The following is a 16141-nucleotide window of genomic DNA, read 5'->3' as shown; positions in this document are numbered from 1 at the left end:
CGGGGTGCCCACCCTGCGTAGGGTGGGCGGCCTCCGCCCACGCGTTCAACCGGCGTAAATCAGGCCGCGCGTTTCTTCACGCTGCCGGACAGCAGCTCCTGCCTGCGCACGCGATACTCGGCCACGGCCTGCTCCTTGACGTGCCCGAAGCCGCGGATCTGCTCCGGCAGCGCCGCCAGCTCGACGGCGACGGCGTGGTTCGCCGCATCCAGCGACGGCAGCAGCGCTTCGATCATGTCACGGTATTCTTTGATCAGGGCGCGCTCCATCTTGCGCTCGGCCGTGTAGCCGAACACGTCGAACGCCGTGCCGCGCAGGCCTTTCAGCCTGGCCAGCAGCTTGAACGCGTTCCACATCCACGACCCGAATTCGGCTTTCACCAGGTGGCCCTTGGCGTCCTTCTTCGCGAACAGCGGCGGCGCCAGGTTGAATTTCACGCTGAACTTGCCGTCGAACTGGCTTTGCAGCTGTTCGACGAAGCGGCCGTCCGTGTACAGGCGCGCGACTTCGTACTCGTCCTTGTAGGCCAGCAGCTTGGCATAGGACTTCGCCACGGCCATCGACAGCTTGTTGCCCAGCTTGAGCGCCGCCTCGCGTTCGCGCACGCGCGCGACCAGCGTCTCGTATTGCGTCGCGTACGCCGCATCCTGGTAACCGGTCAGGAACTCGACGCGCTTCTTGACGACCGAGTCGAGGCTCTGCGGCATCTGGATCAGAACGGGTTGCGCCGGCATCGCCGTGCGTTCGACGCGCTCGAAGTCGACGGCGGCGCGGCGGCCCCACAGGAAGCTGCGCTGGTTCGACGCGACGGCCACGCCATTCAGTTCGATGGCGCGCAGCAGGGACGCTTCCGACAGCGGCACGAGGCCCTTCTGCCATGCGTAGCCCAGCATGAACAGGTTGGCGGCGATCGAATCGCCCATCAGCGCAGTCGCCAGCTTCGTCGCGTCGAGGAAGTCGGCGCCCGCTTCGCCGCCGACGGCTTCCACGATCAGCGAACGGACCTGGTCGGCCGGGAATTCCCAGTCTCTCTGTTGCGCGAAGGTGCCGGTCGGCTGCTCGTGCAGGTTCACGATGACCATCGTGCGGCCCGGACGCATCTTCGAGATGGCGTCGGCCGCGCCGGCCGTCAGCATGTCGCAGCCCAGCACGAGGTCCGCCTCGCCGGTGGCGATGCGCTGGGCGCGCAGGCGTTCCGGCGTTGCGGCGATCTTGACGTGCGACGTGACGGAGCCGTTCTTCTGGCTCATGCCCGTCATGTCCAGCACGGACGCGCCTTTACCCTCGAGGTGGGCCGCCATGCCCATCAGCGCGCCGACGGTGATGACGCCCGTGCCGCCGATGCCGTTGATCAGGATGTTGTACGGGGCCGCGATCGAGGGCAGCGCAGGCGTCGGCAGCGGACCCCAGCCGTCGTCGCCGTCATTCTTGCTGGCGCCGGCCTTGTTCTTCTTGAGCGTGCCGCCTTCGACGGTGGCGAAGCTCGGGCAGAAGCCCTTCGCGCACGAATAATCCTTGTTGCACGCCGACTGGTCGATGGCGCGCTTGCGGCCGAATTCCGTTTCCTTCGGCAGGATCGAGACGCAGTTCGACTGGACGCCGCAATCGCCGCAGCCTTCGCACACGGCTTCGTTGATCACCATGCGTTTCGCCACGTCGGGGAACTCTCCCTTTTTACGACGGCGGCGCTTCTCGGCCGCGCAAGTCTGGTCGTAGATCAGGACCGTCACGCCCGGGATCTCGCGCAGTTCGCGCTGCACGTCGTCCATCTTGCTGCGGTCGTACAGCGTGACTTCGGCCGGCAGCGCCGAGCGATCCTCATAACGCGACAGATCTTCCGTGACGAGCGCGATGCGCTTGACGCCCTCGGCCGCCATCTGGCGCGCGATCAGCGGCACGGACGTCGTGCCGTCGACCGGCTGGCCGCCCGTCATCGCGACGGCGTCGTTGTACAGGATTTTATAGGTGATGTTTACCTTGGCCGCGATGGCGGCGCGCACGGCCAGGTAGCCGGAGTGGAAATAGGTGCCGTCGCCCAGGTTCTGGAACACGTGCGGCACGTCGGAGAACGCGGCCTGGCCGATCCACGGGGCGCCTTCGCCGCCCATATGCGTCGTCAGCTTGTTCATCTCCGGGTAGATCGACGTGGCCATCACGTGGCAGCCGATGCCGGCCAGCGCGAACGAGCCGTCCGGGACCTTGGTCGACGTGTTGTGCGGGCAGCCGGAGCAATAGAATGCGGGACGGAACGGCGTCGTCACGGCTTTCATCAGCACGGCATCCTTCGCTTCCAGGAAGGCCAATCTCGCCTTGACCAGGTCGCGCGTGCGGTCATCGAGATTCAAACGGGTGATGCGGCCGGCGATCACGCGCGCCACCTGGGCGACGGAAAAGTCGGCCTTGGGCGGCAGCAGCCATTCGCCGCGCGGCGCGACCCACTCGCCCTTTTCGTCGAACTTGCCGATCACGCGCGGACGCACGTCGTCGCGCCAGTTGTACAGCTGCTCCTTGAGCTGGTATTCGACGACCTGGCGCTTCTCTTCGACCACGAGGATCTCGTCCAGGCCCTGCGCGAATTCGCGCACGCCTTCTGGTTCCAGCGGCCAGATCATCGTCACCTTGAACAGGCGCAGCCCGACCTCGGCGGCCATCGCTTCGTCGATGCCCAGTTCTTCCAGCGCTTCCAGTACGTCCACGTACGATTTACCCGACGCGATGATGCCGAGCTTCGCGTCCGCGCTGTCGATCGTCGTGCGATTCAGCTTGTTTTCACGCGCGTACGCGAGGGCCGCGTAGATTTTGTAGTCCTGCATCAGGGCTTCCTGATTGCGCGCCTGCTGGCCCAGCGGGATGGACGAGAGCCGCGTATTCAGGCCGCCTTCCGGTATCGCGAAGTCCTGCGGAATTTTCACCTCGACGCGGAACGGATCGGCGTCGACCGACGCGCTCGACTCCACCGTGTCGGCCAGCGCCTTGAACGCGACGGCCAGGCCGGAAAAGCGCGACATCGCCCAGCCGTGCACGCCCAGGTCCAGGTATTCCTGCACGTTCGACGGGTACAGCACGGGGATCATGCAGGCGGCGAAGATGTGGTCGGACTGGTGCGGCAGGGTCGACGAATAGGCGCCGTGATCGTCGCCCGCGATGAGGAGCACGCCGCCGTTCTTTGCCGTGCCGGCGTGGTTCATGTGCTTGAAGACGTCGCCGCAGCGGTCCACGCCCGGACCCTTCGCGTACCACATCGCGAACACGCCGTCGTACCTGGCGGGACCGATCAGGTCCACGGTCTGCGTGCCCCAGACGGCGGTCGCCGCGAGATCCTCGTTCACACCCGGCACGAACTGGATGCGCTTCGCTTCCAGGTGGCCCTTGGCCTTCCACAGGTTCTCGTCCAGGCCACCCAGCGGCGAACCGCGGTAGCCCGACACGAAGCCGGCCGTGTTCAGGCCCGCCTGTTCGTCGCGCAGCTTCTGGATCATCGGCAGGCGCACGAGGGCCTGGATGCCGGACAGGAAGATCTTGCCGGAGGTGGCGGTGTACTTGTCGTCGAGGCTGACGTCTTTGAGGGGAACGGGAACGGCGGGCGCGGCAGGCATGGACGCGGATGCGCCCTGGCCCAGGACGGTGTCAGGCATGGAGTCTCCAAACTTTGTGTTTTCAGATGGACCCGTGCCGGTGGTGCGCCGGGTAGGCGCTGGCCGGATCGGGCCCGGAGGCCGCTTTGGCGGCTGTTACAGCAAGTGTAGAGACAAGTTGACGTATACGGAAATACGGATTGGGGATGGAGCCATAAGAAAAAATGATGGCCCAGCCCGGCCGCGCCCGGATCAGCCGTCGAGGGAACGCGCGCCGACCCAGAGACCCTCAGCGCACAGCCCGTGCGCCACCTGGACGACGAGGCGGCTGACGGCGGCCGCCGCATTGGTCAGCGGGATATTGCGCGAGGTGCAGAGGACAACGGTGCGCGCGATGGCCGGATCGCGGATGGCGAGGGCCCGCATGGCGCCGCGTTCGAGCTCGGCCTGGACCGGCGCCACCGGCAGGATGGTGGCGCCCATGCCCGCCAGGATGGCCGACTTCAGGATCGCGATCGAATTGATTTCGATGACGTCGTGCGTGGCCAGGCCCGCGGCCCGTGCCGTGCTTTCGATGCGTGGCCGCACGCCGTGCTGCAGGCCCGGCAGGATCAGGGTCGTATCCAGGGCGGCGCGCAAGGTCAGGCTGTCGCGTCCGGCGGCGGCGGGTGCGTCGGCGCGGCAGACGAAGCGCAGTTCTTCCTCGACGAGCGGGGTGGCGACGAAGCCGCCGAGCTGGCCGTCGTCGAACAGCACGGCCAGGTTGATGCGGCCGGCGCGCAATTGTTCAGCCAGGCTGCCGGTGATTTCCTCGGTCAGCTGCAGCGTGATTTCCGGATAACGCTGGCGGATGGCGGTCAGCAGCGGCAGCGCGAGGGCGTCCGAAATACTGTGCGGCAGGCCGAGCGTGACGCTGCCCGACGGCCGCTCGGCCGATTGCACGACGGCCGCCTGCGCATCCGCGACCTGCTTGAGGATGGCCAGGGCATGTTCGTAAAACAGCTTGCCGGCGTCGGTGCTCAGCACGCCCTGGGCCGAGCGGTGCAGCAATTGCACGCCCAGCTCTTCTTCCAGCTGGCGCAACTGCTGGGTCAGCGCGGGTTGCGCCACATGCAGCACCAGGGCCGCGCGCGACAGCGAGCCGTGGTCCACGATGGCGACGAAATAGCGCAGCTGGCGAAATTCCATGATGTAAATACTTGTATCTTTATGGCTACAAAAAATAACCAGAAGTTTATTTATGGAAACTATCTTGTCATCAAGTTGTTATACTCGGAGTCGCCCGAGGGCTGCCAAAGTGCGGCGAGATTAACACACCCCCAGACCCTTTCATGCTCAAGAAAGTCGATTCTTCCCGGCTGCGCGTAGGGATGTTCATCCACGATCTCGATTGCGGCTGGATGGAGCATCCGTTCGTCCGCAACCGCTTCGTCATCACGAGCGAGGACGAGATCCACAAGATCCTGACGGCGGGCATCCGCGGTGTGACGATCGACTGCGCACGCGGGCTGGACGTGACCGATGCCCCCACGATCGCCGAAGCCGACGCTGCGACGGAGGCCGAGCTTGCCGCGATCGCGGCCCGGCCGGTGGCGCCGCTGCGCACGACGCTGGCCGAGGAATTCGACCGTGCCATGGCGATCCGGCGCCAGGCGGCCGGGCTCGTCAGGACGGTGATGCAGGATGCGCGCCTGGGCAAGGCGGTGGAAATGGACAAGGTGTCGCCGGTGGTGGAGAGCATCACGGCGTCGATCCTGCGCAATGCGTCCGCATTGCTCGGCCTGTCCGTCATCAAGAACAAGGACGACTATACGTTCCTGCATTCGGTGAGTGTGTGCACGCTGCTGGTCGCATTCTGCCGTTCGCGCGCGATGGATGCGGAGGCCACCTACCAGGCCGGCATCGGGGGCCTGCTGCACGACACCGGCAAGGCCCTGGTCCCGGACGACATCCTGAACAAGCCGGGACGCCTGACCGACGCGGAATTCGAGATCGTCCGCCGCCACCCCAGGGACGGCTACGACATCCTGTGCCGTTCGCCCGAAATCGGCGCCATCCCGCTCGACATCACGCTGCACCACCACGAACGCCGCGACGGCACGGGGTATCCGGACCGCCAGGGCGAACTGGACATCAGCGAACTGGCGCAGATGGCCGCGATCGTCGATGTGTACGACGCCATCACGGCCGACCGCTGCTACCACAAGGGCATGCCGGCGGCCGAGGCGCTGCGCAAGATGTATGAGTGGAGCAAATTCCATTTCAATCCGGCGTTGACCCAGGAGTTCATGCGTTGCGTCGGCATCTATCCGGTCGGGACCCTCGTCCTGCTGGAATCGGGCCGTCTGGCCGTGGTCGTCGAACCGCACGAAACGAGCTTGCTTACGCCCAAGGTCAACGTGTTCTACAGCACCAAGAGTCAGACCTATATCAAGCCGCAGACGGTGGATCTGGCGCGTGGCGTGGGCTTCGGCGGCGGCGACAAGATCGTGCGCCACGAATCGCCCGAAAAATGGCAGGTCGACCCGCTGCGTTTCATGGCGGTGGCGTAAGCCGGCGCGGCCTGAGCCGTCCGGCGGCGTTCAAAAGAATTCGGCGGTGTCGTTGGAGGCGACGGTCTGCAGCAGGCCGTGCGCGACGAGGTCGTCGTAGTGGCAGGCGCGGTTGCGCCCGTTGCTTTTCGCGTAGTACAGCGCCTGGTCGGCGTGGCCCAGCGTGACCACCGGCGATTCATAGGCGCTGATGCTGACGAAGCCGACGCTGACCGTCACGCGTCCCACCTGCGGGAAGTCATGGCTTTCGACGTTCGTACGGAAGCGCTCGATGATCTTCCAGGCATTGTCCAGCGTGGTCGAGCGCAGCAGCACGACGAATTCCTCGCCGCCGAAGCGGAACACGCGGTCCTGGGCGCGGAACGAGGATTGCAGCAGGTTCGCGATCAGGATCAGCACTTCGTCGCCGTACAGGTGGCCGAACTTGTCGTTCACGGCCTTGAAGTGGTCGACGTCGACGACGGCCAGCCACTGTTTTTCTTCGCCGTAGTGCTGGCGCCGCTCGGGCAGGCCCGGCAGGCGCGGGTCCTGGTCGTGGGAATGCTGCAGCATGCGCGCGAGCTGGTCGTCGAAGGTCTTGCGGTTGAGCAGGCCGGTGAGGGAATCGCGCTCGCTGTAGTCGAGCAGGTTCTGGAAATTCCGGTACACGCCGACGATGCCACCGATCACATACACGGTGTCGTGCGAAAACGCCTTGTCGTCGCGGATTTCCAGGCAGGTCGTGGCCTTGTCGCCGAACCAGATCGGCAGCCACAGTACGCGCATGCCGTCGGCGGCGATTGCTTCCGCGCTGGCCTGGTGCTCGGCCAGGCAGCGTTTCAGTTCGGGGAGGGCGGCCACCGGATCGCCCAGCGCGCCGTCGGTCCCTTCCTCCAGATGCGCCGCGCCACCTTTCGCGATGCTGGCGCGTGCGCGCAGATATTGCTGTCCCGAGACGGTCGTGATGGCCAAGATGCGCGTCTGCGCCGCACCAGCAAGCTCCTGCACTGCCGAGATCACGGAGATATCGAGCATCGCGTGATCGCGGTGGCCGGTCATGTCCACCATGTGTTTCAGAAGCGAGTCCATGTCGTTCTCAGCAATGTAATCAACCGACCTGCAGGCTGGGCACAGCCGCCGTCGCGTTCGCAGGTATCAGGTGTTTCACAAAGAGCAAGCGAAACAGGATATAGCGTTTTTGTATTCTAAGCAATTATGCAAATGCAATTTTTTTAGCCTGAGTGAATTTTCTCAAAGCTTAATCGCACTGTGCTCCCCCAATTGAGGGGGATTTCGATTCCATGGAACAAAAAATAGTTCCATGAGGCAAAGTTGTCTGTCATCAAGTTGCCGCGTGGCATCAACACTTATAGTGAACTCACTGGCACGGAACGCGGCAAGCCAGCTAAGAAAGGGACTTGACCAGCGCCCCCGGCTAGTAGCAGTTCTTATTAACCTACCATATGGGAGTTTGTCATGAGCAACTTCATCTCCGCAGTCAAAGCCTTCGCTGCTGACGAGAACGGTGTGACGGCCATCGAGTATGGCCTGATCGCTGCCTTGATCGGCGTGGCGATGGCGGCCTCGGCGACAACCGTGGGCAGCAAGGTGAAAGGGGTATTCGACTACGTCGCCAGCCAGCTGGTCACCCCGGCTGCGTGATGTAGTGGAGCTGCCCTCCGGGTTTCCGGGCCCGGAGGGCTTTTTTTTGGGGGCTGTGATGCAAATCGAACAATACCTCGATGCGCTGCTGCTGCTCATGGTCAGCATTGCCGCCATCAACGATCTGGCGACGCGGCGTATCCCGAACCGTCTTCTGCTCGTCGGCCTGGCCGGCGCGCTTGTCCTGCACGGGCTGTCCGTCGATCCGGGCGCCGCGTTGCTCTCCGCGCTCGGCGGCATGCTGCTGGGCCTGGCCATCTTCCTGCCGTTTTACCTGGTGCGCGGCATGGCCGCCGGCGACGTCAAGATGATGGCGGTGGTCGGGTTCTTCACCGGTCCGGCCGACGCGTTCCAGATCATCGTCCTCACGTGGTGCGCCGGCGGCGTGATGGCGTTGCTGCTCGTGGTGCTGCGCAGCCGGGTGAAGGCGGCCCTCGTCAACATCGGTCACATGTTGTTCGGAATCTTCGTTCCCGGCACGAAATTATCTGACACGGCGCCCGCGCAGAGCGTCGGTTCCATGCCTTACGGACTGGCAATTGCGTTTGGCACGATCGTGGTTTTGGTCACTCATTATGGATGAGCCCGCTCTTGGCGAAGCTCAAGGGTGGCCAAAAGACCGGTCGTTAGAATGATTCTGACCTGTTTCGGAAAACATGCAAGGCAAGGGGGTTCCGATGTTTGAAACGCTATCGACAGGCAGTACCGCGACGCCGCCGCGCGCCGCACAGGCGGCGCCAGCGGGCGGTCCGGAGATCGCGCCGGTGCTGCCGCGCCAGGCCAAGACCGTGCGCGACACCGGTCTCGAACCGCGCTTCTTGACGGACCTGGTGCTCAAGGCGATCCAGACCGGCGGCAAGACGCCGTTGACGCATCTGGCCGGCAAGCTGCGGCTGTCGATCAGCGTGCTGCGCGAAATCCTCAATCCGCTGATCGCCGAACAGCAGGTGGAAGTGGCCTGGTGCGGCGAGTCCGACATCGACATGCAATACCAGCTGACGGCGATTGGCCAGCGCGGCGCCGCCGACGCCCTGGGGCGTTGCCGCTATGTCGGCCCGGCGCCCGTCACGCTGGCGTCGTATCGCGCCGTGGTCGAACGCCAGGCGCTGCGCCACGCGGACGCCGAGCGCATCACGCCCGCGCAACTGGCGGGCGCGCTCGGCGAGGATGGCCTGACGCCAGGCGCGCGCGACGTGCTGGGCGCGGCATTGTACGCGCGCCGTTCGCTGCTGCTGTACGGACCGTCCGGCGGCGGCAAGACGACGCTGGCGCGCAAGCTCGGGCGCCTGTTGCCCGGTCCCATCGCCGTACCGTATGCGTTGATGGTCGGGCGCCAGGTAATCCGCCTGTACGATCCGGCCGTGCACGTGGCGCCGCCGCCGACTGCGCGCCAGCAGGAAGAACGGCGCAGCTGCGATGCGCGCTGGACCGTGTGCCAGCGCCCGCTCGTCCACGTCGGCGCCGAACTGGGACGCGACATGCTCGACCTGCGCTTCGACGCAGAAGAGGGCGTGTACCACGCGCCGCCGCACCTGCAGGCGAACAACGGCATGCTGGTGCTCGACGACGTCGGCCGCCAGCGCATTGCCGCCGCCGAGCTGCTGAACCGCTTCATCGGACCGCTGGATGCCGGGTGCGACCAGCTGTCGCTGCAGGGCGGCCAGGCCGAACTGGTGCCGTTCGACGCCGCCGTGGTGTTTGCGACCAACCTGGCCCCGGGCGGCGTGTTCGACGACGCCGCGCTGCGCCGCATCGGCTACAAGGCCGACATCGGCGCGTGGGCGCCGAATGCCTACCGCGCCCTGTTGCGCCGCCAGTGCCGGCTGCGCCGCATCGATTACGAGGATGCCGCGGTCGATCACCTGGTCGAGCGGCTGCACCCGCAATCCGGACGCGCGCTGCTGGCCTGCTATCCGGGCGAGTTGCTCGACCGGGTCACCGATTTCGCCGGGTTCGCCGGGGCCGAACCGCGCCTTACCGTCGCGGCGGTCGAGCAGGCCTGGCGCAGCATGTTCATCGCTTGCGCGACGGAGGCCTGACATGAAGAACAAGCGTGCCATCCTCGTCATGGCTGTCGCGATCCTGTTCGGATTCGCGGCCGTCGTGTTCGCATCGCGCTGGTTGCTGAAGCAGCCGGGCAGCGGCCGCATCCTCGTGGCTGCCACCGACGTCAACCTTGGCCAGCGCCTGACGCCCGAGATGTTCAAGCTGGCCGAGTGGCCGGCCGACAGCGTGCCGAAAGGCGCCTTCACGGATCCGCAGAAACTGGGCGGTCGCGTCCTCAAGACCAATCTGCTGATGGGCGAGCCGGTCAGCGAAGCCAAGCTGGCGCCGGCCGGTACGCTCGGCGGATTGTCGGCCCTGATCACGGAAGGCAAGCGCGCGATCACGGTGCGCGTGAACGACGTGATCGGCGTGGCGGGCTTCGCACTGCCCGGCAACTATGTCGACATCATCGTCAGTACCCAGAAGGACGTGCCGCCCGGCGCCGACGCCCGCCAGCAGAACATCTCGAAGATCGTGCTGGAAAGGATTCTCGTGCTGGCCGTCGCCCAGGAAGTCAACCGCGACGAGACCAAGCCCAAGGTCGTCAATGCGGTGACGCTGGAAGTGACGCCGGAGCAGGCCGAAAAGCTCGACCTGGCGCGCAGCGTCGGCACGCTGTCGCTGGCCCTGCGCAACCAGGTCGACCCGCAGTCGGCGAGCACCGAAGGCGCGACCAAGCTGACCCTGCTGCCCGAGGCGCCGCCGCCGGCACCGCGCAAGCCCGCGCCCAAGCCGGCACCGGTGGTACGTCCGGCGCCGGTGGTGGTCAAGGTGGCGGCCCCGGTGCGACGCGATTGCGTCAGCGTGCTCAACGGCCTGCGCGCGTCGCAGGAGTGCTTCTGAACTTCATTCAGGGTAAAGCCATGAACGGATGCTTGACGCCATCACCGATGCTTCGCTGCCTGTTCGCCGCCGGCCTGGCGCTGGCGGCCTCTGGCCCCGCAGGCGCGGCCGCCAGATCGAAAGCGCAGTCCGCGGACAATCCGGCCGAGGCTGCGCCACCGCGCGCCGAGGTCGGCCCCAACTGCAAGGGCGAGGCCGCGCGGCCGGCCCAGCTGGCGCTGCAGATCGGCAAGTCCAGCCTGATGCGCCTGCCGGAGCCGGTCCAGCACCGCAGCGTCGGCAATCCGCTCGTCGTGCAGGCCCTGATGGTGGCGCCCGATACGCTGTACATCGCGGGCGTCGACGTCGGTACGACGAATATGATCATCCAGGGTAAAAGCGGCCTGTGCAGCGTGCTCGACATCACCGTCGCCATGGACCCGTCGGCCGTGCAGGCCACGCTGGCCGCCGCCTTGCCGGACGAGCATGACATCAAGGTGCTGGCCGCGGCCGATGCCCTCGTGTTGACCGGAACCGTGAGCGATGCCACCGCGGCGGCGCGCGCCGTCGAACTGGCGGCCGCTTATGTACGGCGACCTTTGCGCGGGCTGACGGTGCCCGACAAGGAGGACGCCGCCAGCCAGAATCAGCGGGAAAGCCAGAATCAGGGCGGTGCTGCGGCAGCCGCGGCGCGGGTGGTCAATATGCTGTCCGTGCGTGCGCCGCAGCAGGTCCAGCTGGAAGTCAAGATCGCCGAAGTGTCGAAAACCCTGCTCGACCGCCTGGAAGCCGGCGTCACCTGGCGCTTCGGTTCCGGCAGCTGGGGGGCCACGCTGCTGTCGAATTTCATCAGCGGCACGGCCAACGCGTCGTTCCAGGCGACCAAAGGCACCGGCCGCAGCGTGGCCGGTGCAGCCGAGAAGCAGGACGGCTTCGTGCGCGTGCTGGCCGAGCCGAACGTGATGGCGATCAGCGGTCAGGAGGGAACGTTCCTCGTGGGCGGGAAGTTCTATATTCCGGTCGCGCAGGACAACAACCGCGTCACGCTGGAAGAGAAGGAATTCGGCGTCGGCCTGCGCTTCACGCCGACGGTGCTGGGCGGCGGACGCATCAACCTGCGCGTCGCGCCCGAAGTCTCGGAATTGTCGCGCGAAGGCATCGGCGTGTCGGCCACCGGGTTTTCCGGTACCGCCATCATGCCGGTCGTGACGACGCGCCGCGCCACGACCACGGTCCAGCTGTACGACGGCCAGAGCTTCGCGATCGGCGGCCTGATCAAGAGCAATCTGGTCGCCAACCTGAAAGGGTTGCCCGTGCTGGGCGAACTGCCCGTGCTGGGCGCCCTGTTCCGCAGCACGGATTATCAACAGGACCGCACGGAACTGGTCTTCGTGATCACCGCCCACCTCGTCAAGCCCCTGTCCGGCAATGCCTACACGCTCCCGACCGACAAGGTGGGCGAGCCGTCGCGTGCCGGACTGATGTTGGGTGGGCGCCTGGAAGGGCCGCCGCCGGCGGCGACGACGGCGGCCATGTCGACCCCGGCGCCGACGGCACCGCCAGCGCAGAGCGCGGGCGGCTTCGAATTGAAATAGGAGAAAGCGATGGTCATCAGATACGAGCGAATGGCGTGCGCGGCGTTGGCGGGCATGCTGCTGTACGGATGCAGCACGACGCCGCGCTTCAACGAAAACTTCGGCACCTCCGTGCGCGCCAACGCGGCGGCGCAGGTGCTCGATCCGGCCGCCGCGGCCAACACGAATCCCGCGGCCGGCATGGAAGGCTCCACCGCCGTCATCGCCCAGGGACGCTACCAGGATTCGTTCAAGGCGACGGAGCCCCCCATCAGGCCGTTGATCATCAGCGGGGCGGGCAGCAAATGATGCGACGCTCCGGGTCGAACTGAACATTTTGCGCCCACTCATCCCGATGACCAGAAGCCGATCCGAGGAGTCCGATGAAAGCCCTGCTGATCAGCCGCGACACCCAGCTTTACGCGGAGATCGCCTCCCAAGGCGCGGCGCGCGTACCGCCATTGAATGTCGCCGCCAGCCGCGCCAGCCTGCGCGATGCACTCGAGCGTCCGCTGTCTGATGGTCCGAGCCTGATCATCGTCGACATCAGCGACGCCGATGCCGCCGACGGCGACCTGCTGGAGCGCCTGACCCGTCACTACTCGGCAGCGCATTTCATGCTGCTGACCGACAATCATCATCCCGATCTCCTGATCCGCGCCATGCGCGCCGGCGTGCGCGAAGTGCTGCAACTGCCGCTGGTGCACCGCGCGCTGCACGAGGCGATCGACCGCATCGCGGCCAGCGCCGGCGTGGCCGCGATGCGCGACGGGAAGATACTCGCGTTCATCGCCTGCAAGGGCGGCAGCGGCGCGACCTTCATCTCCACCAATTTCGGCTACGCGCTGGCCACGCTGGCGGACAAGAAAGTGCTGTTGATCGATCTGCATCGCCAGTTCGGCGACGCCACGCTGTACGTGTCGGACCAGAAGCCGGGCATGACGCTGTCCGACGTGTGCCAGCAGATCGCCCGCATCGACGGACCGTTCCTGGAATCGTGCCTCGTGCACGTGGCGCCCGGGTTCGGCGTGCTGGCGGCGGCCGACGATCCGGGCCAGACCACCGAGGCCAAGCCCGAACACATCGACACGATCCTGCGCGTCGCGCGCCAGCACTACGATTACATCCTGCTCGACGTCGGACGCCAGATCGACGCGGTGTCGCTGCGCGCGCTCGACAGCACGGACGCGATTTATCCGGTGCTGCAACTGGCGCTGCCGGACATCCGCGACGCGCGCCGCCTGCTCGACATCTTCCGCTCGCTCGGTTATGTCACCGACCACATTCGCCTGATCGTCAACCGCTACGAAAAGGGCGGCAAGCTGCGCCTTTCGGATTTGCACGCGGCGCTGGGCGCGGAAGTGCTGCACACCGTCCCCAACGATTACATCGCCGTCACCGATTCCGTCAACCAGGGCATTCCGGTGCTGCAGCTCGCGCGCGGTAGCGCCGCCGCGCGCAGCCTGGCCGACCTGGTCGAAATGGTGACCGCGCGCCGCATTCCCGAGACCAAGGGCCTGTTCGACCGCCTGTTCGGGCGCAACGAAGACGATTGATTTTTTCGAGGAGCCGACCCATGTCCCTGCGCGAACGCCTGTCCGTGACGGACGAGGAGCGCCAATCCCAGCCGGTACCGGCGGCGGCGCAACAAGCCTATCAGGAATTGAAGAAGACGATGCACCAGATGATCCTCGACCGGATCGACCTGGAGCGCCTGAAACGCCTGACGAGCGAGCAGTTCAAACACGAGCTGGCACTGCTGGTCCAGCGCATCATCGAAGAAGAACGGATCGTGCTGAACCAGCAGGAGCGCCATCACCTGGTGCTCGACATTCAGCACGAAATGCTCGGCTTCGGCCCGCTCGAGCCGCTGTTGAACGATCCGACCATCTCCGACATCCTGATCAACACCTACGACAAGATCTACGTCGAACGGCGCGGCCGCCTGGAACTGACCGACGTCAGCTTCCACGACAACGCGCACCTCATGAAGATCATCGAGAAGATCGTCTCGCGCGTCGGCCGCCGCGTGGACGAGTCGAGCCCGATGGTCGACGCGCGCCTGCCGGACGGTTCGCGCGTCAACGCGATCATCCCGCCGCTCGCGGTCGACGGGCCGCTGGTGTCGATCCGGCGCTTCGGCGCGACGCCGCTCACGGTGCAGAACCTGCTCGACTACAAAAGCGTCACGCCGCCGATGATCAAGGTGCTCGAGAGCCTCGGTCTCGCCAAGGTGAACATCCTGATCTCGGGCGGTACCGGCAGCGGCAAGACGACGATGCTGAACCTGATCTCCGGCTTCATCCCCGGTAACGAGCGCATCGTGACGATCGAGGACGCGGCCGAACTCCAGCTGCGCCAGCCGCACGTCGTGCGCCTCGAGACGCGCCCGCCGAACATCGAAGGCAAGGGCGAAGTGACGCAGCGCGCGCTCGTGCGCAACTCGCTGCGCATGCGCCCGGACCGCATCATCCTGGGCGAGGTGCGCGGACCGGAAGCGCTGGACATGCTGCAGGCCATGAACACGGGTCACGAAGGTTCGCTCGCGACCATCCACGCGAACACGCCGCGCGACGCGCTCGCGCGCCTGGAGAACATGGTCGGCATGGCCGGCGTGAACCTGACGCCGCGCGCCATCCGCCAGCAGATCGCCTCCGCGATCACCGTGGTCCTGCAGGCGTCGCGCCTGGCCGACGGCACGCGCAAGGTCGTCAGCATGCAGGAGATTACGGGCATGGAAGGCGAGATCATCTCGATGCAGGAAATCTTCCGCTTCGAGCAGACTGGGATCGACGCCGACGGCAAGGTGCAGGGCCATTTCTGCGCCACCGGCGTGCGCCCGCGCTTCGCCGACCGCCTGCGGATGTTCGGCACGGCGGTACCCGAAGACACGTTCGATCCCGACCGCGTGTTCACCTGAACCGCACAGCCGCGAAAGCCTCGCATGGACATCCTCTTCTACGGATTCATCGTCTTTCTGTTCGCCGCCGTCATCCTCGGCATCGAGGGCGTTTATCTATGGTGGGTGGGCACGCACGGCGCCAGCGCCCAACGGATCGCGCGCCGGCTGCAGCTGATGTCGGGGAACCAGGGCCGGAACGCCGAACGCATTTCGATCCTCAAGCTGCGCCGCTTCGGCCAGCACGACCTGACCGACCGGCTGCTGCAGCGCTGGCGCTTCGCGCACCGCATCGACCGGCTGCTCGTGCAGTCCGGGATGGCTTGGTCGGTCGAGCGCTTCCTGCTGTGCTCCGGCGCGGTGTTCCTGGTGGCCGTGTATGTCGTGATGCAGTGGCCGATGCCGTTGCCGGTGCGCGTCGGGATCGTCGTGCTGTGTGCCCACGTGCCGTTGCTGCTGGTGCGGCGCGCGCGCATGCGCCGCCTCGCGCACATCGAGGAGCAGTTGCCCGACGCGGCCGACTTCATCGCGCGCGCGCTGCGCGCCGGCCACTCGTTTTCGAACGTGCTGCAAATCGTCGGGAACGAACTGCCGGAGCCGCTCAGCGGCGAATTCCGCATCGCGCGCGAGGAAATCAATTATGGCGTGCCGCTGGGCGAAGCGCTGCACAACATGGCATCGCGCATTCCGCTGACCGACCTGCGCTACCTCGTCATCGCCATCCTGATCCAGCGCGAGACCGGCGGCAATCTGGCCGAGATCCTCGGCAACATCAGCCACATCATCCGCGGCCGCCTGCGGCTGGCGGCGCAGGTTCGCGTGCTGTCGGCCGAAGGGCGCATGTCGGCCTGGATCCTCGGCCTGCTGCCGTTCGCCGTGGGCGCCATGCTGGTGCTGGCGAATCCCACTTACGTCATGATTCTGTGGACCGATCCGTTCGGCGTCAAGCTGCTCTGGACCGCGCTGGTGATGATCATCATCGGCGTGATCTGGCTGAAGAAGGTGATCCGCATCCGCATCTGAGGAGACGTC

General features: G+C 66.0%; 13 protein-coding genes. 10 read left to right on the top strand and 3 right to left on the bottom strand.

Annotated features, from left to right (window positions below):
• Positions 1 to 59 precede the first annotated feature (59 nt).
• Both ASC93_RS17570 and ASC93_RS17565 read right to left on the bottom strand, forming a co-directional pair.
• Positions 60 to 3596 carry an indolepyruvate ferredoxin oxidoreductase family protein gene (locus tag ASC93_RS17570; RefSeq protein WP_229412777.1) on the bottom strand — a complete coding sequence of 1179 codons (3537 nt, stop codon included), beginning with the start codon at positions 3594 to 3596 and terminating at the stop codon, positions 60 to 62.
• Between the two features lie 231 nt (positions 3597 to 3827).
• Positions 3828 to 4763, bottom strand: a complete 936-nt coding sequence (locus tag ASC93_RS17565) for a LysR substrate-binding domain-containing protein (protein ID WP_056445003.1) — start codon at positions 4761 to 4763, stop codon at positions 3828 to 3830.
• Positions 4764 to 4906: 143 nt separating this feature from the next.
• On the opposite strand from ASC93_RS17565, the gene ASC93_RS17560 reads away from it, so the two are divergent.
• On the top strand, positions 4907 to 6127 hold the full coding sequence (locus ASC93_RS17560; protein ID WP_056445000.1) for an HD-GYP domain-containing protein: 1221 nt from the start codon (positions 4907 to 4909) through the stop codon (positions 6125 to 6127).
• Between the two features lie 30 nt (positions 6128 to 6157).
• Here ASC93_RS17560 and ASC93_RS17555 read toward each other — a convergent pair whose 3' ends face one another.
• Positions 6158 to 7195 carry a GGDEF domain-containing protein gene (locus ASC93_RS17555; RefSeq protein WP_056444997.1) on the bottom strand — a complete coding sequence of 346 codons (1038 nt, stop codon included), beginning with the start codon at positions 7193 to 7195 and terminating at the stop codon, positions 6158 to 6160.
• Between the two features lie 387 nt (positions 7196 to 7582).
• On the opposite strand from ASC93_RS17555, the gene ASC93_RS17550 reads away from it, so the two are divergent.
• From ASC93_RS17550 to ASC93_RS17510, 9 genes are all read left to right on the top strand, one after another.
• Positions 7583 to 7768, top strand: a complete 186-nt coding sequence (locus ASC93_RS17550; RefSeq protein ID WP_056444987.1) for a Flp family type IVb pilin — start codon at positions 7583 to 7585, stop codon at positions 7766 to 7768.
• A gap of 58 nt (positions 7769 to 7826) precedes the next feature.
• Positions 7827 to 8351, top strand: a complete 525-nt coding sequence (locus ASC93_RS17545; protein WP_056444984.1) for a prepilin peptidase — start codon at positions 7827 to 7829, stop codon at positions 8349 to 8351.
• A gap of 94 nt (positions 8352 to 8445) precedes the next feature.
• A complete protein-coding gene (locus tag ASC93_RS17540) occupies positions 8446 to 9807 on the top strand; it encodes a hypothetical protein (protein ID WP_056444978.1) in 1362 nt (453 codons plus the stop codon).
• A gap of 1 nt (position 9808) precedes the next feature.
• A complete protein-coding gene (cpaB, locus tag ASC93_RS17535; protein WP_056444976.1) occupies positions 9809 to 10657 on the top strand; it encodes a Flp pilus assembly protein CpaB in 849 nt (282 codons plus the stop codon).
• A 47-nt stretch (positions 10658 to 10704) separates the two neighbouring features.
• Positions 10705 to 12231, top strand: coding sequence for a type II and III secretion system protein family protein (locus tag ASC93_RS17530; protein WP_056444973.1), 1527 nt, complete (start codon positions 10705 to 10707; stop codon positions 12229 to 12231).
• Between the two features lie 9 nt (positions 12232 to 12240).
• Positions 12241 to 12519 (top strand): hypothetical protein, encoded by a 279-nt coding sequence (locus ASC93_RS17525; protein WP_229412767.1) that lies wholly within the window; start codon positions 12241 to 12243, stop codon positions 12517 to 12519.
• A 74-nt stretch (positions 12520 to 12593) separates the two neighbouring features.
• Positions 12594 to 13766 carry an AAA family ATPase gene (locus ASC93_RS17520; protein ID WP_056444960.1) on the top strand — a complete coding sequence of 391 codons (1173 nt, stop codon included), beginning with the start codon at positions 12594 to 12596 and terminating at the stop codon, positions 13764 to 13766.
• Between the two features lie 20 nt (positions 13767 to 13786).
• The gene (locus ASC93_RS17515) at positions 13787 to 15130 is read left to right on the top strand and encodes a CpaF family protein (RefSeq protein ID WP_056444957.1); all 1344 of its coding nucleotides are present in this window, start codon (positions 13787 to 13789) and stop codon (positions 15128 to 15130) included.
• 24 nt (positions 15131 to 15154) lie between these two features.
• Positions 15155 to 16132: a type II secretion system F family protein gene (locus ASC93_RS17510; protein WP_056444952.1), complete on the top strand. Its 978-nt coding sequence runs from the start codon at positions 15155 to 15157 to the stop codon at positions 16130 to 16132.
• The last annotated feature ends 9 nt before the right edge of the window (positions 16133 to 16141 follow it).

Source organism: Massilia sp. Root335 (assembly GCF_001425685.1).
Taxonomy (GTDB): Bacteria; Pseudomonadota; Gammaproteobacteria; order Burkholderiales; family Burkholderiaceae_D; genus Telluria; species Telluria luteola.
This window is presented reverse-complemented; position numbering and strand designations above follow the sequence as displayed.

What these genes read in the sequence shown, in the direction of transcription:
- ASC93_RS17570 (WP_229412777.1), bottom strand. Translation starts at nt 3,596, where the DNA reads ATGCCTGCCGCGCCCGCCGTTCCCGTTCCCCTCAAAGACGTCAGCCTC.
- ASC93_RS17565 (WP_056445003.1), bottom strand. Translation starts at nt 4,763, where the DNA reads ATGGAATTTCGCCAGCTGCGCTATTTCGTCGCCATCGTGGACCACGGC.
- ASC93_RS17560 (WP_056445000.1), top strand. Translation starts at nt 4,907, where the DNA reads ATGCTCAAGAAAGTCGATTCTTCCCGGCTGCGCGTAGGGATGTTCATC.
- ASC93_RS17555 (WP_056444997.1), bottom strand. Translation starts at nt 7,195, where the DNA reads ATGGACTCGCTTCTGAAACACATGGTGGACATGACCGGCCACCGCGAT.
- ASC93_RS17550 (WP_056444987.1), top strand. Translation starts at nt 7,583, where the DNA reads ATGAGCAACTTCATCTCCGCAGTCAAAGCCTTCGCTGCTGACGAGAAC.
- ASC93_RS17545 (WP_056444984.1), top strand. Translation starts at nt 7,827, where the DNA reads ATGCAAATCGAACAATACCTCGATGCGCTGCTGCTGCTCATGGTCAGC.
- ASC93_RS17540 (WP_056444978.1), top strand. Translation starts at nt 8,446, where the DNA reads ATGTTTGAAACGCTATCGACAGGCAGTACCGCGACGCCGCCGCGCGCC.
- cpaB (WP_056444976.1), top strand. Translation starts at nt 9,809, where the DNA reads ATGAAGAACAAGCGTGCCATCCTCGTCATGGCTGTCGCGATCCTGTTC.
- ASC93_RS17530 (WP_056444973.1), top strand. Translation starts at nt 10,705, where the DNA reads ATGCTTCGCTGCCTGTTCGCCGCCGGCCTGGCGCTGGCGGCCTCTGGC.
- ASC93_RS17525 (WP_229412767.1), top strand. Translation starts at nt 12,241, where the DNA reads ATGGTCATCAGATACGAGCGAATGGCGTGCGCGGCGTTGGCGGGCATG.
- ASC93_RS17520 (WP_056444960.1), top strand. Translation starts at nt 12,594, where the DNA reads ATGAAAGCCCTGCTGATCAGCCGCGACACCCAGCTTTACGCGGAGATC.
- ASC93_RS17515 (WP_056444957.1), top strand. Translation starts at nt 13,787, where the DNA reads ATGTCCCTGCGCGAACGCCTGTCCGTGACGGACGAGGAGCGCCAATCC.
- ASC93_RS17510 (WP_056444952.1), top strand. Translation starts at nt 15,155, where the DNA reads ATGGACATCCTCTTCTACGGATTCATCGTCTTTCTGTTCGCCGCCGTC.